Here is a 19,856-nt window from a genome sequence, read left to right as displayed (position 1 = left end):
TAAGGAGAATCGGAGGACTCGACGGAATCGGCCGAATCAATTGGGTCGAAACACCCGAAGCGTGTCTCTGTCGAGCGGTTCGGAATCGATTTCGACGAACCCGCGCTCGGTGAAGATTCGGTTCCAGTTTCGGTAGTACAGCGGGAACTCGCCGCGGACGTAGTTGACGTTCGTTTCCACTGTTACCTCCGCTCCTCCCGCTTCTCCTGTTTCGTCCGGTTCCTCACCCCGACGTTCCGTTTCCGACTCGCCTCTCCCTTCCTCGTCTTCCTCTTCGTTTCCCCCCTCGTTTTCGACGGTGATGAGGCGGTCGTCGGTTATCCGGGCCAGTTCGTCGAACACCCACTCGTCGTCGGGGTGGAGGTGTTGGAGGGTCTCCACGGAGAACACAACGTCGAACCGACCGTCGTCGAACTCGGGGGCGGTGTTCTCGATGGAGTCGATGTGGAACGTTCCCTCCTCGGCGAGGGTCGGGTACGTGTCCTCCATCACCGAGAGCGCTTCGTCGTTGATCTCGATGCCGTGGAGGTTCTCGTACCCCGCCTCGTGGAGGTGGGCGAGGTGTCGACCCGAACTACAGCCGAGTTCGAGAATCGACGCGTCCGGCGCGACGGCGGCGTCGAGGCGGGCGCGTATCAGTTCGCTCGTCTCGTTGGGACCGTAGTAGGCGTAGTAGTCCGGCGAGTACTCTCCCGACCGTTCTGCCCACTGTTGGCGGACGCTGTTGGGGTCCATCCGTCCCCCTATGTGGTCCACCCGTAAAACCCCCCGACGTTCGGAACCGTCCCGGCGTTTTTCCCGGGTTCTTTTTAGCCAATTCGATGCCGATATTGTTTTATCACCTACTATCATTCTATGTGATATGGATTTGCGTGGGGAATGTCAGAACGGCACACGTATATCTGGAGCGACCCCCTCCTCGGCGGAGCCGTCGGCACGCGGTACCCCGATCAGCTGGGAACTCGGAGACCACCTCTCGAACTGTAACGACGTTCCGCGCGTGACGGAACGGTCAGAATCGGGTCGGACGAAGACCATCTACGACCTCACCGAGGAGACCTATCTCGTGCAGACGCGAACGCCCGTCGGACGCGAGCGCTACCGGGAAGTGCCGAAACGCGATCTCGACGCCTGAGGCTCGGCGGTTCAGTTCTCGATTCGCCCGCCACCGACCGTCTCGGGGAACATCTTCCCCGGATTGAGCGTGTCGTTCGGGTCGAGCGCGCGCTTTAGCCGTCGCATCGCTTCGACGCTCTCCTCGCCGTGTTCCAGTTCGAGGTACTCCCGTTTTCCCCGCCCGATACCGTGTTCGCCGGTACAGGTGCCGCCCCACTCGATGGCGGTGTGGACGATTTCGGTCTGTGCCTCCCGCGCGCGTTCGATGTGGTCGTCGTCGGATTCGTCCACCAGCACGGAGTAGTGGAGGTTGCCGTCCCCGGCGTGGCCGAAGCAGGGAATCAACAGGTCGTGTTCGTCGGCGAGTCGCCGCACGAGACGGACCATCTCGGGGTACTCGCTGATGGGAACCGTCACGTCGCCGAGGTGGAGCGGCGAGAGGTCGGGGTCGTACGCTTCGACCGCGAAGGCCATCTCCCGCCGAATTTGCCAGAGGTCGTCCATCTCCGCTTCGTCCCCGACCTCGAACCGGGACACGTCGTGGGCTTCGAACACCGAGCGACAGAACGCGATTTCGTCCTCGATGCCGTGGTTCGCGTGGAATTCGAGGAACACCATCGGAACGTCGGGCAGCGACGACCCCGTGTACGCGTTCGCCATCGTCGCGCTCGTCTCGTCCACGAGTTCTATCTTCGCCACGTCCACGCCGGAGCGCACCGCGTCGGAAATCGCGTCCACGGCGTCCGAAAAGGAATCGAAGATGGCGCGGCCGCCGCGAATCTGTTCGGGTCGTCCGGCGAGTTCGAGCGTCGCACGGGTGACGACCGCGAGCGTCCCCTCGCTCCCGACGAGCAGGTCCTTGAGGTTGTACCCGCTCGACGTTTTGACCGCCTTGCTCCCCGCCGTGACGACCGACCCGTCGGCGAGGACGGCTTCCAGTTCGAGCACCCAGTCGTGAATCTCGCCGTACTTCACCGTCTGCATCCCGCTCGCGTCGTTGGCTATCATCCCGCCGACCGTCGAGATGTCGCCGGAGGAAGGGAGCGGCGGGAAGAACAGGCCGTGTCTGGCGACCGCTTCGTCCACGGCCGTGCCCATGATTCCCGGTTCGACGTCCACCTGAAAGTCGTCCGGCCGCACGTCGAGCACCGCGTCCATCCGCGTCATGTCGAGGCTGATGCCGCCGCGAGTCGGTGCCGCGTTGCCCTCCAGTCCCGTCCCGGCGGCGTAGGGCGTCACCGGAACGCCTCGCTCGTCCGCCGCCGCGAGCACCGCCGACACCTCCGCCGTGGATTCCGGCCAGACGACGGCGTCCGGTCGCACCTCCTCCGTCTCGCGCGTTCCCCAATCGCCCGCGTGTCCGGCGCGGTGTGAGTCGCCGAAGGAGTATCGGTCGTCGTCTAACGGCAGGTCGCGGAGAAACGAACAGTCGTGCGTCATGCGGTAGCACTCGACGCCCTGTGAAATAAACCTGTTCGAACGTCGCGCAAGAAACGGGGCCGCTTAGCCGTCCAGTTCCTCGACGACCGTCGCCGGATTCCCGCCGACGACCGCGTTCTCCGGAACGTCGTCGGTCACCACGGCACCGGCGGCGACGACGGCCCCGTCGCCGACCGTCACGCCGGGGGTGATGACCGCCCTGCCGCCGACCCAAACGTCGTCGCCCATCGTCACCGGCTTCCCGTACTCCGGGCCTTGGACCCGCGCTTCGGCGTCGAGCGGGTGCGTCGCCGTGTACACGTGGACGCCCGGACCGAGCCAGCAGTTCCGTCCCATCTCGACGGGGCACACGTCCAGAATCACGCAGTCGAAGTTCGCGTAGAAGCCATCGCCGACACGGATGTTGTACCCGTAATCGCACCGAAACGGCGGTTCGACGTGCGGATGCTCCCCCGTCGAACCGAACAATTCCTGTAACAGTGATTCTCGCGTCTCGGTTTCCGTCTCGTCCGTCCCGTTGAACCGTCGCGTGAGTTCCCGCGCCCGCCGTCGCTCGTCCGCGAGTTCCGGGTCGGCAGGATCGTACAACTCGCCCGCCAGCATCTTCTCCTTCTCGGAAACCATCGTCCGAGTCGATTTCTCGCCGACGCACAAAAATCATCCTTCGGTTCTGGTCGCCGCCCGACCCCGATTACCGGTCGAATCCCGATACGTCGGCGTCGATGGCTCCCCGCCGACCGTCCAGTACAGAGAACCGCTCGTCCCGCCGTCGTTCCAACCAGTACAGGAGGCGTTCCGCCCAGTCGAGTTTCCGCCGCTTCATCGAATCGACGCTCGGGTCGTCGAAGTCCCACCCGGGGAAAACCAGTTCGCCCGCCCCGAAGTGGTCGGCGAGGAACGCCGCCCGGTCGCCGTCCGTGAAGCCGCCGAAGTTCTCGACCGCCTCCCGCGGTTTCGCTTGCGTCGTCGCCAACACGTTGTCCGCGTCGAACGTGGCGACGTCGGTTCGAATCGCGGGGATGTTGTCCCCGTGCGCGTGTGCCGCGACCGGAACCCCCCGCTTGCTCAATTCGCGGGCCGTCTCGGGGTTCTTGTCGAGGTCCGTCACCATGCAGTCCACGTCGATTCCGGCGTCGAGGAGGACGTCGGCCGCCGTCGAGGCGGCGAACACGACGTCCGCCGCCCGCGCCACGTCGAGTTCGTTCGCGAGCAACGGAGCGGCACCGGCGACGGCGACGGTGCTCCCCGAAACGGAATCGAACCGAGCGTGGTCGAACGGGAGCGCGAAATCGGCGAGCACGTCGCGGGCGTGCTCGTCCCGGTCGCGGGAAAACCCGAAATCGGAGAGGATGGCGAGATAGGCCGGTTCCCACTCGGCGAAGTTCACGAGACGCCCCCGAGCGGACGCCATCGCGTCATTGGCGTTCCCGACCGAACGCGTGGCCGATGACGGCGGCGTCGCGCGTTTCCGCCACGTCGTGCGTTCGGATGACGTCCGCGCCGCGTTCGACCGCCAGCGCCGTCGCGGCGAGGCTGGCCGGAAGGCGCTCTTCCGTGTCCCGTCCCACCACGTCGCCGATGAAGTTCTTCCGATTGATGGAGACGAGGATGGGACGACCCAGTTCCCGGAACTCGCCGAGTCGGTGGAACGTCTCCCGGTCGTCGGCGAGCGTCTTCGCTTCGCTCCACCCGCCGAACGCCGGGTCGAGGATGGTCTTGCCCGTCAGCGGTTCGGACGCCAGCGCGTCGTAAATGTCGTCCACGCGTTCGATGGCACCCGGTCGGGTCAAATCCGGCGGGCTGGCCATCTTCACGACCGCGGCGTCGTGGCGCTCACAGACCGCCGCCATCTCCGGGTCCGCGAAGCCACAGATGTCGTTCACCATGTCGAACCCGCCCGACAGCGCCTCGTCCGCGACCTCGGCGTAGCGGGTTTCGATGGAGAAGACGGGATTCCCTTCGACGAGTTCGATGGTTTCGAGGGCGGTCCCCAGTCGGTCGAGTTCCTCCTCGGCGGACAGCACGTCGAAGCGTTTGTTCGCCGACTCCAGACCGACGTCCACGATGTCCGCGCCTTCTCCGACGAGTTCTCGGTCCACGTACCCCGCGGCGTCAGCCGGGTCGTCGTACACGCTCGGGTCGTACGGCGACTCCTCGCTGACGTTCAACACACCCATGATTCGCGGCGGATGTTCCGGCCCGATGCCGAGTCCCGCGGCGACAACGTTCTGCATACCGGAACTAGGGGGAACGAAGGGATAAAAATCGGCCCTTTCAGTGCAGGTCCGCGGCGGTGATTTCCTCGCTCCAGTACAGTTCCCCGTCGTATTCGATCGGCATCGATTGCTCGCACACCCCCGCTTCGAACTCGTCCGCCGTTATCTCGAACGTGGTGTGCGATTTGGGCGCTAAATACAGTTTGGCGTCGTCGTCCCAGATCGACCCGCTCATCGACCCGGCGCTGTAGCGCGGTGTCTTGTACGGTTTCAGCCGAACGGTGTAGATTCCGTCGCGGATGTTCTCGATGTGTACCATCGAAGTGGTTCCCGAAAACGGCAGACAGAGACACATTCCGCCGTCGCCGATAATCACGTACCGGTCCCCCAACAGCGTCTGTGACTGTGCGACGGAGAGCGCGGTCCGAAACGAGAGCGCCGACCCGAGTCCGCGAGCGAGCAAGCAGCCCATCTCGGTGGCCGGTTCGTTGGGCACTTCCGAGAGCGTGGCAACGCCCGCCCGACTGCCCTTCTCCACCAGCGTGGCCCCCTGTTCGTAGGAGCGACAGGCGTTGAGCAAGAACGACTCGACGTTCACGGTGTCGAGCGTTCTCGTGTCGAGCACGCCGTCTACACACTCGATTCCGTCGTGGTTGACGTGACCGATGTAGTGAAGGAAATCGACCTCCGTGGCGAACAGGGACCGAAGTTCGTCCGTCGTCACGTCGTACGCGATATCGGCCTCGTGGCATGTCGAATCCGTGAACTGATAGAGGTCTCGCACCGTTCCCTCTGCTTTCATCATTGGGTCGTTACAGACGATTTGGACGTGAATCGTCGAGCGATTCGACGTCTCGGAATCGACGCGACGACGGTAGGATTCGACCGTCGCTTTGTTACTCCCCATCGGAACGCCGTCGCCGACCCAGACGTGTTCTACCGTCTCCACCGGCTCCGGACTCACGGGCCGCGTTTCGAGCGGATCACTCGTTTCCGTCCGAGGGCTTCGACAAAAGTCGGTGATCTCCGTCGGTTGCGCCTCGACGCGGCTCGCGGCCGTCGGCGTCGGACATCGAATCAACGGGAGTTCGTCGGCGACGAACGGAAGCACGTCGGCGTTTTCCGCCGACGGAACGATGTCCATGGTCAGATGCCACGGCGGTAGAACGGACTCGATGGCGTCGAACGGCACGGACAGGTACGCTTCCAACTGTTCCGCGAGCGATTTCGCATACAGGTCGGCGAAGTCGAACTCGACGAGGGGTTCGACCTGCTGGCGCTCGTAGACCGGGACGTCGTAGAACCCCTCCTCCCGGATGACACAATCGAAGAAGAAGACGTGCTGAAACGCGCGGGAAACCTCGGCTTCGAACCCGTCGAAGCCACCACCGCCCGCTAACGAATACGCGCCCGCCGGAGTTTCGAGCCGCGGGGTGTCGCCGGGAACCACCTCGGCACCTAGATAGTACGCGAGCGACGTGGCGGCGTAGACGTACCGTCGTTCCGGCGGGAGCACCAGTCGGACCTCCGAGTCGGGACGGGTGATGTGCGAGGGGACGGAAAACTCCTCCCCCCGTTCGATGAGCGGCGGGTGGCCGCGCAGACTGGGAAACGACCGCTCGGGTGAGAGCGTCTTCAGTGCGGACCCGAACAGCGAAACGGCCCGCATCACGTCCTCGATGTTCTCCGTGGCGGTTATCGTTCCCGCCGGTGATTCGTTGAGCGAGCGACAGCCGATGGAAATCGTCCGCTCGGCGTCCAGTTCCACGCACATCGAGCCGCCCCGCTCTCGGATGGAGAGGTCACAACCGACGCGGACGTAGATTTTCACCGCGGCGGACGGCAGTTCGAGGTATTCGACGGGTTCCGAGGACTGCCACCCGTCGCCTGACGGGAAGACCTGCTCGGAGACGCCTTCCGGGGAGTTCCAGACGTTGAAATCGATACGCTCGGGGATTTCGAGTTCGCTCGTCCGGAATTCGACGGCGGAGTCCAACGGAACGACGAAATCCTCCGTCTCTCCCGGCTGGAGCGAAACCGGGGATGGGGTCCGGAAGACGAAACTTCCTTTGTCGATGGGGTCCCAAATTCTGACCCCCGGCGCGTCGGGGTTGGGTTCGAACGTCGGTACGCCGAGTGGGTCTTCGGTGTCCCACTCGAAATTCATAGCCGAACCCAGTTGGTCGTCTGGCCGTACTCCGGGATGTGCCAGCGCTGTTCCGGAACCAGTCCGTTCGTCTGTCGGAGTTCGACGCGCGCGTCGAACAGCGGCGTGAGTTCCTGCACCACCGGATTCGAATCGGGGACCGGAAGATGGTAGTGTGCCATCCCGGAGACACCCCGGACGAGGGCCATGACGGTTCTGAGGAACTGCTCGACCGTCTCCTGCTCACACTGTTCGAGCGGTTTGATGAGCGAGTCGAACGAAAGCCGTAACTCGGACGTGGATAGTCCGTCGGCCCATTCGTCGAAGAAGCTGACGGCGGTAACGATGTCTCCACGGAGTTCCCGTAGTGACTCCTCGGAAGTGACCGTAACGCCCGGTTGCGACGGTGCCGCCACCGACCGCGAAGCCGAGCGCTCGTCATCGCCCCAATCGATGACCCAGACGTCCGGGTCGTCGGCGTTCGTCCCGCCGGGAAGCTTCGAGTTCGCGTACCGGGCCACGGTGTCGGTGAGGACGAGAATGCGTTTCCGTTCCTCGGTGGACGCTCCCAACAGTTGCATCGTCGTCCTGTTCGTCGTCGTCTCAGAGACTCGACCGGTGACGAGGATGTTACAGCCCCGCCGTTTGAGGTCGGAGAGAGCGTCGTGGAACTTCGGCGAATGATCCCCACCACGGAACGAGATCTCTGCAGAACGCATTGTTTGATACGAGATTCGAGTGAAAGATGATAAACATTCGGATGGGTGGCGGAGGGAGTTAATCGGGCATCTCTGTCCTTCACCCCCGTCACGTCTCGAATCGCCGCCGTTTTCTCCGCGACCGGTTCGAGACCGGCGTCGATGCGTTCGCACACACGCCCCGCAGACATGCTCTTTTTGTCCTTCCGGTCGCTACGGGAACGTGATGGGTAAAGTGAGCATCGGACTTCGCGGGTGGCGATTCGACGAGGAGGAGGTGTTCACCGAGAACGGTGAATACCGACCGATGGACGACATGGACGAGGACACGCGGACGCGGCTCTTTCGGCTGTCGGCGCTCGTGGGGTCTCCGTGCCACGCCTGCTGGTTAGTGCACGGCGACGAGAACATCACGATGTGTAACGAGATGGAAGTCGTCTACGGCGAACCGCTGGCGGAGGTCGGCGTCTGTTCGGACCACGAGACCGACTTCCTCTACTGGTACTTCGAGGAAGGGGGCGACCGGTTCCGCGGCGAGGAGGAACTACAAGACGAGTTCCTCGAATGGTTCGCCGACGGGGGGCGCGCGCCGGACGGATACGAGGGGATGGAACACGTGGATACCGACCCGGACGACCTACCGGAACCGCCGGAGGCCGACCAGAGCGAACTGAACGTGGACCTCCCCGAGGAGGAACAGGAACATATCGACTTGCGGGACGTGGACGTGTCCCGAGAGTATCCGAAATGAAACCCGCAGTCGCCATCGTCGAACCGAAGACGCCCGGCAACATCGGGACTATCGCACGCGCGATGAAGAATTTCGGCATGGACGACCTGAAACTCGTAAATCCACCGGAGTTCGGCCGCGACAGCGAGGCCTACGGCTTCGCTGGACAGGCCCGCGAGGACGTACTGCCGAACTACGACGAGGTGACGTTCGACGAGTTGGTCGAGAACTATCACACAGTCGGGATGACGGCGACGACGAACGAGGACGCGAGCCACCACGTTCGGTTCCCGTTCGAGACGCCGCGCGAACTCGCCGAAAGCTTGCGGGACGTGAAAACCGATACCGTCCTCATCTTCGGCCGGGAGGCGAACGGCCTGACCAACGAGGAACTCTCGCGCATCGACGAGGTGTGTTCGATTCCCGCCAGCGCGTCGTACCCCGCGCTGAACCTCGGACAGGCGGCGACCGTCGCCCTCTACGAACTCCGAACGCTGACGGTCGAGGAGACCCAACTCCCGGACGTCTCGCGGGAGCGTGCGGACGAAGCGGAAATAGAGGGGTTCTACGGAGCGTTCGCCGACCTGCTCGAAACCGTCGGACAGCCGACCGAAAAACACGAGAAGAACATGCGAATGATTCGGCGCGTTTTCGGCCGCGCGCATCCCACCGGCAGGGAAATCGCGACGTTGCGAGGAATCGTTCGACGGGCGAACGAGCGGGCGTCGGCGTCGAATACGCACCGAGCGGCCCGCAACGATAAGTAACTTCTTTATATTCTGTCGATAAAGTACAGTGTAGCGATGCTTCCCGCCCTCCAATTTCATTCCCTCCCGCTCGGGACGCAGTTTACCCTCCTCGTCGCTGTACCGAGCGTTCTCGTGATGTTCGTCGGCAAGCAGGTGTTCTTGCCGGAGGAGCGACTCACGACGCTCCTTCGGGACTTCCTCAAGACCGACTGGAAATACCTCGGCGTCGCGTGGGTCGTCACCCAGGCCGTCAACAGCGTGGCGCTCCACTTCCACGTGGGACGGACCTTCACCGGGTTCGTCTACGCCATCGAAGGCGCGACCGTCGCCACGTTCCAAACCGTGGCCTCGCAACCGCTCACGCTCGCGTTTACCGCCGTGTACCTCGTGGGCTTCCCGTTCGCCGTACTCTTCACGTACTTCAAACTGAAGGCCCACGACGAGGAAGAGGCACACCGTTACGCGCTGGCGTACGTCATCCTCGTCACGCTGGCGGTTCCGTTTTTCGTCCTCTTCCCCGTGAAGGTGTCGTCGCTGTATCTGACCTCCGTCCAACCGCTGATGTACCAACTCAGCCCCGCCATCCAGTACGGCATCTTCTCGACGGATACGCTGGTGAAGGCGTTCCCCAGCCTCCACACCGGCCTGTCGGTACTCGCGGCCCTCTATGCTCGAAAAGCCGATACAGCGTACGCCTACACGATGGCCTTCCTCTCGACGGCCATCGTCGTGTCCACGCTCTATCTGGGCGTCCACTGGTTGACCGACGCGGCCTTCGCCCTCGTCCTCGTCGCCTGTGCGTACACGCTCTCGCGCCAGTTCAGCGAACCGCGCTGGTCGGTCGTCTCGCGCGAGGCACTCGCGGCAGTTCGCCGCACGACCAACCGATAGCGTCGCGCCGCGCGACGGACCACGACCGCTTTGAGGCCGCCAATCATCCATCCAGCCGTGCGGTTGATACACTTCCTCGTCGAGCGACGTGGTTCGACGCCAAATGTGCTGAATAGAAACGAGAGCGACTACGCCTCGAAGACGACCGGCGCGCCGTCCCGGACGTCGAACGCCGCGCGTTCACCGCGCGAGACCGGCGATTCTCGGCCCTGCATCACGACGCGAACGTCCGACAGGGATTCCGAGTCGGGTTCGACGATGTAGTTCGTCTGGTCGCCTTGGAAGTAGCGCTCGACGATTCGTCCCTTGACGGGTCCGTTACCGTCCGTGAGGACGAACTCCTCGGGGCGAATCGAGACGGTGACGGGGCCGTCGCGGACGCTTTCCTCGGCGACGAACGAGAAGTCCCGGTCGATATCGACCGTCGTCGCGCCGTTGTGGGTTCGCGCGTCCCCGTCGAAGAGGTTGGTGTCGCCGATGAAGTCGGCGACGAAGGGGCTGGCGGGATTGCGATAGATGTCCTCGGGTTTGCCGACCTGTTCGATGGTGCCGTCGTTCATCACGGCCATCCGGTCGGAGAGCGTCATGGCGACCTCCTGGTCGTGGGTGACGTAAAAAAAGGAGCCTTGCGTCTTCTCGTGAATCTTCCTGAGTTCGACCTGCATCTGCTTGCGAAGTTTCCGGTCGAGGCTCGACAGCGGTTCGTCGAACAGGAGGACGCTGGGTTCGTTGACGAGGGCACGGGCGAGGGCGACCCGCTGTTGTTGCCCGCCGGACAGTTCGTCCGGGCGGCGGTCCTCGTAACCGTCCAGATTCACGAGTTCGAGGTAGTCGCTCACTTTCCGTTCCCGCGTCGCCGAATCGACGCCCGCCTTCTTCAGGCCGTAGGCCACGTTCTCCCCGACGCTCATGTGGGGGAACAGCGAGAGGTGCTGGAAGACGAGGTTAGTGTCCCGAGCGTTAGGGGGAACGCCTGTCATGTCCTCGCCGTTGAGCGAGACGCGTCCTTGCGTCGGCGTCTCGAAGCCGCTTATCATGCGGAGGGTGGTCGTCTTGCCGCATCCGGACGGGCCGACGAGCGAGAAGAACTCCCCGCGCCGGATGGTGAAATCGATGCTCTCGACCGCCGTCACCTCGTCGTACTCCTTTCTGACCGCCTGCAGATCGATGAGGACATCGTTATCATCTACCATGTGCTACCCACTATCAGCACTTGGTATAAACCTACTGGGGAAATTTAGGTAATTACTGTGGTAGTATTAATTATTGGCTACCGAGTAACGGTTATGCGCCGAAGAATTAATACCATGTGAATCCGTGGCTTTCTCATGAGTATGGATGACAAAGACATGGGTGGCAGAAGCATGACGAATAGTAGCACGGAGAGCGGTCGTCGAACGTTCCTGAAGGCCGCGGGGACGGCGGGTGCGGTCGGAATGACCGGTCTCTCGGGGTGTCTCTTCAGCGGCGGTGGCGGAAGCGGTGGCGGTAACACCATCAACATCCTCACGTGGGAGGAGTACGCGGACCTGAAAAAAGAGATAGAGGACCGTCTGGACGTGACCGTCAAATTCACCAAATCCACGTCCTCTTCGAACATGTTCACCGGGTGGAAGTCCGGGAAGGACAAACAGTTCGACATCGCGGTTCCGAACAATAACTACGTCCCGAAGATGATGGACGCGGGGCTCGTGGAACCGGTGCCCGACGACATCGTGAAAAACAAGTCCGATATCTACGACACCTTCAAGGGATTCAGCGAGAACCAGTTCACGAAGGACGGCGAGCAGTACGGCGTCCCCATTCGATTCGGCTGGTACGGTTACTCCTACGACTCGCGCAAGATTCCCGAGGACCACGAACAGAGCTACGAGGTGCTATTCAGTGATAAGTACAAGGGGACCGACCTGAACGGGAAGGTCGTCATGTACGACAACCATTTCAAGGCGATGAGCGCGACGGCGCTGTACCTCGGCTACAAGAAGGCCTTCGAGGGCGACAAAGTGACCCTTTCGGAAAAGCAGATACAGAAGGTCAAAAAGACGCTCATCGAGCAGAAGCCGAAGCTACAGGGGTACATCGCGGCCGACCCGACGTACATCAAATCGTTCAAGCAGGGGAACTTCCTCGTCGGGCAGTCCGGCCGCAACGAAATCGTCGAGATGTGGTCGAACGGCACCGAGTGGCCGAAGATGGCGACGCCGAAGGAGGGGTCGCTCGCGTGGTTCGAGTCCGCCGTCGTCTCGAAGAAGTCCGAGAACAAGGACCTCGCGTGGAAGGTGATAAACGAGTTCATCGCACCGAAACTCGGTGCCGACCTCGCCAAGGCGGGCTACTCGCCGAGTTGTAACCCGAAGACGCAGGAACACCTCTCGAAGGAGCAGAACGACATGTTCGGGTCCATCAAGCCGTCACGCTTGGAGGACTTCATCCCGTTCAAAGCCGTCGAGAACGAGGACGCGTGGCAGAACGCGTGGGACGAAGTGAAAACGGCCTAATTCACGATGTCTTCCGATACTTCAGGGTCGATTCGAGGAGCCATCGTCGGTGCCTTCGCCTCGCGGAAGCGAACGCTCGGCTTCACGCTCAGTCCCAGCCTCCTCTGGCTGTTACTCCTGTTGATGGCACCGCTGACGTTCATGGTCGTCATCAGCTTCATGAGCATCAACGATGCCTACGAAATCGTCTGGCAGCCGACGATGGCCAACTACTCGGGGCTGTTCACGGGGAGCGGGCCGTTCTGGGAGACGCCGTTTTTCCACTCGCTCATGCTCTCGTACGCGATTGCGGGCATCACCACTATCCTCTGTCTGGTGATGGCGTTCCCGCTCGCGTACTTCCTCGCCCGTCGCGGCGGCCGAACGTTCAAGGTAATCATCTTCCTCGTGCTGTTGCCGTTCTTCACGATGTACCTCGTGCGTGCGTACTCGTGGTACCTCATGTTCGGCCCGAGCGGCGTCATCAACCGAACGCTGCTGAAAATCGGCATCCTGAACGGTCCCATCGGGCTGTTCAACTACGGTATCCCGGCCATCGTGGTCGGTTTGGTGCACGCCTACTTCCCGTACATGCTCCTCTCGCTGTACGCGAGCATGGAGGGGCTGGACTTCTCGCTCGTCGAGGCGGCGCGTGATTTGGGGGCGTCCCGGACGGGAACGCTCCGCGACGTCATCCTGCCGCTGACCCTGCCGGGAATCATCAGCGGAAGCCTGTTCGTGTTCGTCCCCGCGCTCGGCGCGTTCATCACGCCGCGGTTCCTCGGACAGGGGAAGGTGTTGATGGTCGGGCAACTCATCGAGGGACGAATCACGGGACAGTACGCCATCGACTACGGAAGCGCGGCGTCGATGTTCATCGTCGTCTCCATCGTGGTCGCCTTCGCGCTCGCGTTCCGCTACGTCAGCATCGAAGAGTTGGGAGGTGTCTGAGATGGCTGCCGAAACCGGAACCACGACGGAACGAGCCGATGAGTCGAGCGAATCGCCGACGTTCGGACACGAGCGGAGACAGCGACTGCTCCGCCGCGGCCTGTACGTCATCGTGGGACTGCTGTTGGTGTTCCTCTGGATACCGTTGGTCGCCATGATGTTCCTCTCGTTCGCTGTCAATTCGAGTACGTTCTTCCCGTTTCAGGGGTTCACGCTCGCCCACTACACGGCGACGTTCGCCGACGGGTCGCTGATGACCGCGCTGTTGAACAGCGTCCAAGTGGCGACGTTCTCGGCGCTGATAGCGACGGTCCTCGGCGTGCTAGCGAGCTTCGCGCTCGTCCGCTACGACTTCCCGCTCAAGGAGTTGTACCGGACGTTCGGCATCCTCCCGATGGTCATTCCGGGCGTCGTGTTGGGCATCGCGCTCATCATCTACTTCCAGACGGTTCTCGGAATGACCATGGGACCAATCACGCTCATCCTCACCCACAGCATCTACGGCTTCCCGTTCGTCCTGCTGATGGTGACGGCCCGCCTCTACACCTTCGACAGGTCGTTGGAGGACGCGGCCCACGATTTGGGGGCCGACCCGCTCACGACGTTCTGGGACGTGACGCTCCCCATCATCGCCCCCGCCATCGGTGCCGGATTCCTCTTCGCGTGGATTCGCTCGTTCGAGGATTTCATCCGGGCGCACTTCGTCGGCGGCACGATGAACGTCATAACCGTGTCGATGTACTCGATGATAAAGTACGGAACCGCGCCGAAGATGAACGCCATCTCGACGTTCATCGTCTTCGTCATCGCCGTCGCGCTGGCGGTGGCGATGAACGTCGGCAACGTCACCGGCTACGTGGCCGGGACTGGCGGCGGAGAAGAAGAGTAGCCCCCGATTCCGTTCACCGTTTCAGGCGCGCTTTTGGATTTCCTCGCGGAGAAGTTGGCTCACGAGGTCGCCGTCCGCTTTCCCGCGGAGGCTTCCCATGCACTCGCCCATCAGGCCGGAGAAGGCACCCATTCCTTCCTCCTCGACCTGTGATTCGTTGCGCTCGACGACTTCGACCACCGCTTCTCGAACCTCCTCGTCGCCCACGCCGGAGAGCCCCGCCTCTTCGACGGCCTCCTCCGCCGTCAGTTCGGGGTTCTCCGCCAGCAGCGTCATCACGTCGTTGACGCCCTCCTTCGCCAACTCGCCGTCGGTGACGAGCGCGATGACGCCGAGGAAGTGCTCGTCGTCGAGGTTTTCGACCGGCACGTCGTCGCGGCGTAGTTCCGTCACCGTGCTCTCGACCAATCCGGCGACGAACGTCGGGTCGGCACCGGTTTCGACCGCCCGCTCGAACAGCGGCATCCGGCGGCCGTAGGCGACCTGTTCGGCGAGTCCCGCGCCAAGCGAGAACTCGGACTGGTAGCGTTCGACCTTCTCGGTGAGCAGTTCGGGCGTCTCGACCTCCGTCGGGTCCAAATCGACCGGCGGAACGTCGGTTTCGGGATACATCCGCGCCGCGCCGGGGAGCGGACGGAGGTAGCCCGAGGTGCCGTCCTCGTTCGCGCCGCGGGTCTCCTCGGGGACCTCTTCGATGGCGACGGCCGCGCGCCCCGCGGCGGCCTCGATGGCCCCGTCGGCGACCTCGGGACTGGCTGCGACGATGGCGACTGCATCGTCCTCGCCCGCGTCCACCGCGTCTCGGAGCGCATCGACTTCCTCCTCCGTGACGCCGTAGGCTGGCAGTTCGTCGGTGTGGAAGATGCCGCCCGCGCCGTGGCGCTTGGCGTGGTCCGAGAGTTCCGTACCAAGGCGTCGGTCGGGCTGAATCTCCCTGCCGACGAGGCCGTCGAAACCGAACAGGGGGACGGCGGTGACCTTCCCACCGCTGTCGAGCGCACCACCGATGACGCTGCTCTCGGTTCCCTCGAACACGTCCGTCACGTCCTGAACCTTGCCGACCTCGGCGTCGCGCGACCGGAGTTCGTCGCGTATGTCGAGGAGTTCGACCTGTCGGCCGACCTCCAACCGAACGAGGTCGTCGATGTCGTCCAGACTCTGAACGCCCTTCATCTCCACGCGTGCGCCGTCCTCGATGGAGACGTTCACGTCCTGGCGGATGGTCCCGAGGCCGCGTTTGACGTGACCGGTCGAGCGGAGGAGCATTCCGATGCGTTCTGCGGCCTCACGAGCCTGTTCGGGCGAACTGATGTCAGGGCTGGTGCCGATTTCGACCAGCGGGATGCCGAGGCGGTCGAGGCTGAAGGTAACGCCGTCCTCGCGCTCCTCGACGCGCTGGGCGCTCTCCTCTTCGAGCATCAGGTCCTCGACGCCGACCGGACCGTCGCTGGTCCGGATTTCGCCGCCGGTCGCGACGAGCGTGGACCGCTGGAATCCCGAGGTGTTCGACCCGTCCACGACGATTTTTCGCATGACGTGCGCTTGGTCCACCACGTCCATGTCGAGCAGTTGGGCGATTTCGAGGACGACCTGCTGGGCTTCCCCGTCCAGTCGGTGTGGCGGTTCGTCGTCGGCTTCCACGAGACAGGTGGAGTCGTAGCCGAGATATTCGAATTCGCGGTCGATTTGGCTCTCTTCGAGGGCCGCTTCGTCTATCTCGCCGAGTTCGCTCCGCGTCGGATGGAGATAGCGCGTGAACGTTCGGGACGACTCCTCGGGGTCGCGTAGTTCGGTCGGACAGCCACAGAACAGCTTCGTCTCGGTGTCGAGTTGCTGGTGTATCTCCAGCCCCGCCACGAGACCGAGGTTCTCGTAGTCGTACTCACTCATTGGTCGGACATGGGATATGGAGGGGTAAAAAACCGACCAGTTCGGGCGAGTCCGTCCATTCGGAGCGTCGACAAGTGGTCCGAAACGCCGGGGTCGTGACCGGGAGCGGACGTACCGCGGAACCGTCGGGTCACGGTTCACGCACGCCATCGGCGAGCGGGAGAGACGACAGCCAGAGGTGACACTCAAACGTTTACTCATCCGTGAATTTCTTCGAAGATATGAATTCGGTATCGGCATCCGTCCCATAGATATAAAAATGAGACGAACAGTAAACCGGACATGAACGATTTCCTCGCGTCGAGGAATCCAACAGCGGACGCGCCGATTCGTATCTTTCACATCGACGACGACCCGGCACGGCTGCGCCTCACCGACCCGTTGCTGTCCGAACACATCCCCGATATCGCCGTTTACACCGAAACGGCACCCACGAACGCCATCGACCGGTTCGATTCCCTCACGGTGGATTGTATCGTCAGCGATTTCGACATGGGGTCGATGGACGGACTCGAATTCTTGGAAGCGGTTCGTGAGCGTTCGCCCGAACTGCCGTTCATCCTCTTTACCGGCAAGGGGAGCGAAGAGATCGCTAGCGAAGCCATCTCCGCGGGCGTCACCGACTACCTCCAGAAGGGCGGCCCCGACAGATACGCGGTGCTAGCGAATCGCATCGAAAACGTCGTCAGCCGCCATCGCGCCGAACGAGCGACGGACGCGTACCGACGGCACATGAACGCCGTCTACGACCGAGTGACGGACGCGTTTTTCGCGCTGGACACCGACTGGCGGTTCACGTTCGTCAACGCGCACGGCGAGGAACTGCTCGACCGTCCCGAGGCGGACCTCCTCGGGAACGTCGTCTGGGAGGAATTCCCCGAATCGGTCGATTCGACGTTCGAAGCGGAGTATCGGCGGGCGATGGAGCAACAGGAGCCGACCACGTTCGAAGCCTACTTCGAACCCCTCGAAACCCTGTTCGAAGTCCACGCCTATCCCTCGACGGAAGGATTGTCGGTGTACTTCCGCGACGTCACCGACGAAAACCGGATTCGGAAGGAACACCGCCGCGAGCGGGAGCTGCTCGAACGCGTGTTCGAAACGAGTCCCGTCGGCATCATCATCCTCGACACCGACGGTGAGATAGAGCGGGTCAACGAGCGGATGGCCGAGATGCTGGCACTTCCGAAGGAGCGAATCACGAACAGGAACTACGATTCCTCGGAGTGGACGGTGACCGACGAGGACGGTACACCCATCGAAGAGAACGGCCATCCGTTGACGGCGATTTTCGAGGACGAAACGACGCTTCGTGGCGTGCGGACGCGATACCGGACCCCGGACGGGGAGTGGCGTCACTTCTCCGTCAACGGGGCACCCGTCCACGACGAAGACGGCACCGTGGAACGAATCGTCTTCATCGTCGAGAACGTGACCGACTCGGAAAACGACCGGGCGCGCTGACGGCCCGATAGCCAACAGTGGCGACCCGGAGGTCAGTCGTTTTCGGAGTCCGTCGTTTGGTCTGACACCGCTTCCGCCCGTTTTCGCTCGTTCTCTCGACCGCGTTCGGTCCGCCTGCGTTTCACCGCCCGACCGAGCCGACGGGTCACCAGTTCACGGAGTTCGGCCGCGTCGTCGGCGTCCACGTCCGCGGCGTGTGAGTCCTTGCTTCGAAAGCCGATGGAACTCGCGGTGTCCACGACGACCGTCGCCAACGACCACCGTCGCTGGAAGAGCGTTTCGCGCTGGATGACCGTCTGAACCCGATAGTAGGGGACGATTCGCGTCGTCCGTCGCCAAAATCCGTTTCGCGTCACGACGTGTTCGTCGCCGACGTGATAGCCGCGATGTTTCCACTGATACAGTCCGGCGACCGGTGCGAGAAGTAGGAGGGCGAGCGGCGCGTACCAGAAATCGACGAGGCCGGTGAATCGGTCGATACCGTAGGCGACGCCGGTCAGGAGCGCGGCCGCGATTGCGTAGCGGACGGTGTAACGCCGTCGCGCCCGCTTCGGCGGGCGCTGGAACGTCGGGTCCTCGAACGATTCGAGCGAATGGGCGAGCGAGCGGACGCGACTTCGAACCGCGAGGGGGATCGCCGCCTCGGACCCGCCGGAGGCGGAGGGTCCCTGTCCGGGTGCGTAGCCCGCCGTTTCGACGGAGAGCGCCGCGTAACCGGCCAATCGCATGACGGGGTTTTCCCGGACCGTGAGCGTCTGTATCTTGTCTATCGGGATGCTCCCGTTGTAGCGCTGTAGCAATCCCCGCTCGTAGCGGAGTTCGTCGCCGACGCGCGTCAGCCGAAAGCCGTAGTGGCGCGCGAACGTTATCATCCCGCTGCTCACCCACAGGATGAGCGCGGAGAACACTATCTGGGCGAGACCGACGAGGAACGTCACGCTGGCGAGGTCCACCGTGCTCGTGACGAACGGGACGATGAGAAACACCAATCCGACCGCGCGCGGTTCGACCGAAACGGCCGAGAGCAACAGCAGTTCCTCCGAACTGATTTCGTACAGCACTTCCTCGTCCGGACCGTCGGTCTCGTCTTCCGCCTCCCGAGCGGTCGAGGTTCCGTTCTTCCGGCGCTGTATCTCGCGTTGGAGTCGCCGCGCCTCCTCGTAGGCGACGTATTCGAGGCTGGCTTCGGTTTCGCCGCCGCCCGCGGTTTCCAGTCCGAGCGAGGCGATTCCGGCGATTCGCTGGACGACGTTCCGGTGGATGTCCACGTTCTGTACTCGGCGGAGCGGTATCTCCCGCCGCCGACGCGAGAGGACGCCAGAATCGATGTCGAGCGAGTCGTCGGTGAGTTCGTACTCGAATCGACGGTGGTAGGCGACCTCCCAGCTCATCACGGCGAGTAGGACGGCGAGCAGGAGGACCGCGAAGAGTTCGAGGGTCAACCACTCTATCGCGCCGATGGTCGCGAATCCGGCGAACAGGACGGTGGAGACGACGCGGCCACCGCGGGTGAGCATCCGATAAGGGAGCGAGCGGGGGTGTAACTTCATACCGCGTCCTCGTACTCGCTCTCGACCGCGAGGTTCCGAAGACGGCCCTGCAGTTCGCTCGCCCGTTCGGGCGTGAGTCCGGGTATCGTCACGTCCGCCCCCCGCGACCCGGCGGTGTAGACGACGACGCTGCCGAGGCCGAGCAGTCGCTCGATGGGACCGCGTTGCGTATCGACGTGTTGAACGCGGACGAAGGGGACGACGGTCGTGACGCGGGTGAAAACCCCGCGTTCGAGGTACAGGTCGTCGTCGCGGATTTCGAACCGCCACGTGCGATACTTGAACAGGACGTACGCGACCCCGACGACCGCAGCGATGAGAACGCCCGCGCCGACGAGGGTGAGCGCGAACTCGACGAGAAACCGACGAACCCCGGCGAGCACACCGCCGACGACCGCAGCGACGGTGAGGACGCTCACGAACCAAACGACGCGGACGCGGGGGTTGAGTGTCTCCATACCTACACGACAGGGTGGATAGGGGATAAAGGTAGGCGTGGTCTACCGGTCGCGTCGTCGAACGAACGCACCCCCGAGCCGGGGCACGACCTTGGAAAGGTATGTCACACTTACTGTGCCGGAATACCACCCGTACCGGAGGAGTACGGCTTCCCTACCGTTTCGTTCGGCTGGTACTGATTTCAGTCAGT

General features: G+C 63.0%; 18 protein-coding genes and 1 pseudogene. 8 read left to right on the top strand and 11 right to left on the bottom strand.

Annotation, left to right across the window (positions count from 1 at the left end):
- Positions 1-36: 36 nt before the first annotated feature.
- Positions 37-735: a class I SAM-dependent methyltransferase gene (locus V5735_RS05135; RefSeq protein WP_423745374.1), complete on the bottom strand. Its 699-nt coding sequence runs from the start codon at positions 733-735 to the stop codon at positions 37-39.
- Between the two features lie 127 nt (positions 736-862).
- On the opposite strand from V5735_RS05135, the gene V5735_RS05130 reads away from it, so the two are divergent.
- On the top strand, positions 863-1,135 hold the full coding sequence (locus tag V5735_RS05130; protein ID WP_423745373.1) for a hypothetical protein: 273 nt from the start codon (positions 863-865) through the stop codon (positions 1,133-1,135).
- A gap of 11 nt (positions 1,136-1,146) precedes the next feature.
- On the opposite strand, the gene V5735_RS05125 is transcribed toward V5735_RS05130, so the two are convergent.
- From V5735_RS05125 to V5735_RS05100, 6 genes and pseudogenes are all read right to left on the bottom strand, one after another.
- Positions 1,147-2,556, bottom strand: a complete 1,410-nt coding sequence (locus V5735_RS05125) for an FAD-binding oxidoreductase (protein WP_423745372.1) — start codon at positions 2,554-2,556, stop codon at positions 1,147-1,149.
- 63 nt (positions 2,557-2,619) lie between these two features.
- Entirely contained in the window at positions 2,620-3,180 is a 561-nt protein-coding gene (locus tag V5735_RS05120; RefSeq protein ID WP_423745371.1) for a maltose acetyltransferase domain-containing protein, read from the bottom strand.
- A 67-nt stretch (positions 3,181-3,247) separates the two neighbouring features.
- Positions 3,248-3,943: a 6-hydroxymethylpterin diphosphokinase MptE-like protein gene (locus V5735_RS05115; RefSeq protein WP_423745370.1), complete on the bottom strand. Its 696-nt coding sequence runs from the start codon at positions 3,941-3,943 to the stop codon at positions 3,248-3,250.
- A gap of 34 nt (positions 3,944-3,977) precedes the next feature.
- A pseudogene (gene folP / locus V5735_RS05110) lies at positions 3,978-4,790 on the bottom strand (dihydropteroate synthase); the annotation flags it as partial.
- A 40-nt stretch (positions 4,791-4,830) separates the two neighbouring features.
- Positions 4,831-6,939, bottom strand: coding sequence for a hypothetical protein (locus tag V5735_RS05105; RefSeq protein WP_423745369.1), 2,109 nt, complete (start codon positions 6,937-6,939; stop codon positions 4,831-4,833).
- The gene (locus tag V5735_RS05100) at positions 6,936-7,637 is read right to left on the bottom strand and encodes a DUF7504 family protein (protein ID WP_423745368.1); all 702 of its coding nucleotides are present in this window, start codon (positions 7,635-7,637) and stop codon (positions 6,936-6,938) included. Before V5735_RS05100 ends, V5735_RS05105 begins: the two co-directional genes overlap by 4 nt.
- A gap of 205 nt (positions 7,638-7,842) precedes the next feature.
- Here V5735_RS05100 and V5735_RS05095 point away from each other — a divergent pair, with 205 nt between their 5' ends.
- From V5735_RS05095 to V5735_RS05085, 3 genes are read left to right on the top strand one after another with little or no spacing between them, the layout of a single operon-like run.
- Positions 7,843-8,367 carry a hypothetical protein gene (locus tag V5735_RS05095; RefSeq protein WP_423745367.1) on the top strand — a complete coding sequence of 175 codons (525 nt, stop codon included), beginning with the start codon at positions 7,843-7,845 and terminating at the stop codon, positions 8,365-8,367.
- A complete protein-coding gene (locus V5735_RS05090; protein ID WP_423745366.1) occupies positions 8,364-9,113 on the top strand; it encodes an RNA methyltransferase in 750 nt (249 codons plus the stop codon). Before V5735_RS05095 ends, V5735_RS05090 begins: the two co-directional genes overlap by 4 nt.
- Before the next feature lie 36 nt (positions 9,114-9,149).
- Entirely contained in the window at positions 9,150-9,986 is an 837-nt protein-coding gene (locus V5735_RS05085) for a phosphatase PAP2 family protein (RefSeq protein ID WP_069451654.1), read from the top strand.
- 128 nt (positions 9,987-10,114) lie between these two features.
- Here the strand turns inward: V5735_RS05085 and V5735_RS05080 are convergent, their stop codons facing one another.
- Positions 10,115-11,179 (bottom strand): ABC transporter ATP-binding protein, encoded by a 1,065-nt coding sequence (locus V5735_RS05080; RefSeq protein WP_423745365.1) that lies wholly within the window; start codon positions 11,177-11,179, stop codon positions 10,115-10,117.
- A gap of 171 nt (positions 11,180-11,350) precedes the next feature.
- Here V5735_RS05080 and V5735_RS05075 point away from each other — a divergent pair, with 171 nt between their 5' ends.
- The 3 genes from V5735_RS05075 to V5735_RS05065 are packed head-to-tail and all read left to right on the top strand — an operon-like array spanning position 11,351 to position 14,303.
- Positions 11,351-12,484 carry an ABC transporter substrate-binding protein gene (locus tag V5735_RS05075; protein ID WP_423745364.1) on the top strand — a complete coding sequence of 378 codons (1,134 nt, stop codon included), beginning with the start codon at positions 11,351-11,353 and terminating at the stop codon, positions 12,482-12,484.
- A 6-nt stretch (positions 12,485-12,490) separates the two neighbouring features.
- On the top strand, positions 12,491-13,414 hold the full coding sequence (locus V5735_RS05070) for an ABC transporter permease (protein ID WP_423745363.1): 924 nt from the start codon (positions 12,491-12,493) through the stop codon (positions 13,412-13,414).
- A 1-nt stretch (position 13,415) separates the two neighbouring features.
- The gene (locus V5735_RS05065; RefSeq protein ID WP_423745362.1) at positions 13,416-14,303 is read left to right on the top strand and encodes an ABC transporter permease; all 888 of its coding nucleotides are present in this window, start codon (positions 13,416-13,418) and stop codon (positions 14,301-14,303) included.
- Between the two features lie 21 nt (positions 14,304-14,324).
- On the opposite strand, the gene gatE is transcribed toward V5735_RS05065, so the two are convergent.
- On the bottom strand, positions 14,325-16,193 hold the full coding sequence (gatE, locus tag V5735_RS05060; protein WP_423745361.1) for a Glu-tRNA(Gln) amidotransferase subunit GatE: 1,869 nt from the start codon (positions 16,191-16,193) through the stop codon (positions 14,325-14,327).
- Between the two features lie 282 nt (positions 16,194-16,475).
- Here gatE and V5735_RS05055 point away from each other — a divergent pair, with 282 nt between their 5' ends.
- The gene (locus V5735_RS05055) at positions 16,476-17,657 is read left to right on the top strand and encodes a PAS domain-containing protein (RefSeq protein WP_423745360.1); all 1,182 of its coding nucleotides are present in this window, start codon (positions 16,476-16,478) and stop codon (positions 17,655-17,657) included.
- A 32-nt stretch (positions 17,658-17,689) separates the two neighbouring features.
- On the opposite strand, the gene V5735_RS05050 is transcribed toward V5735_RS05055, so the two are convergent.
- Together V5735_RS05050 and V5735_RS05045 are read right to left on the bottom strand one after the other, a co-directional pair.
- Positions 17,690-19,207 carry a PH domain-containing protein gene (locus V5735_RS05050; protein WP_423745359.1) on the bottom strand — a complete coding sequence of 506 codons (1,518 nt, stop codon included), beginning with the start codon at positions 19,205-19,207 and terminating at the stop codon, positions 17,690-17,692.
- Positions 19,204-19,665, bottom strand: a complete 462-nt coding sequence (locus V5735_RS05045; protein WP_423745358.1) for a PH domain-containing protein — start codon at positions 19,663-19,665, stop codon at positions 19,204-19,206. Before V5735_RS05045 ends, V5735_RS05050 begins: the two co-directional genes overlap by 4 nt.
- Positions 19,666-19,856 lie beyond the last annotated feature (191 nt).

It is taken from the genome of Haladaptatus sp. SPP-AMP-3 (assembly GCF_049568665.1).
Lineage (GTDB): Archaea > Halobacteriota > Halobacteria > Halobacteriales > Haladaptataceae > Haladaptatus > Haladaptatus paucihalophilus.
Note: the sequence above shows the minus strand (reverse complement) of the source record. Positions and strands in the feature narration are given on the sequence as shown.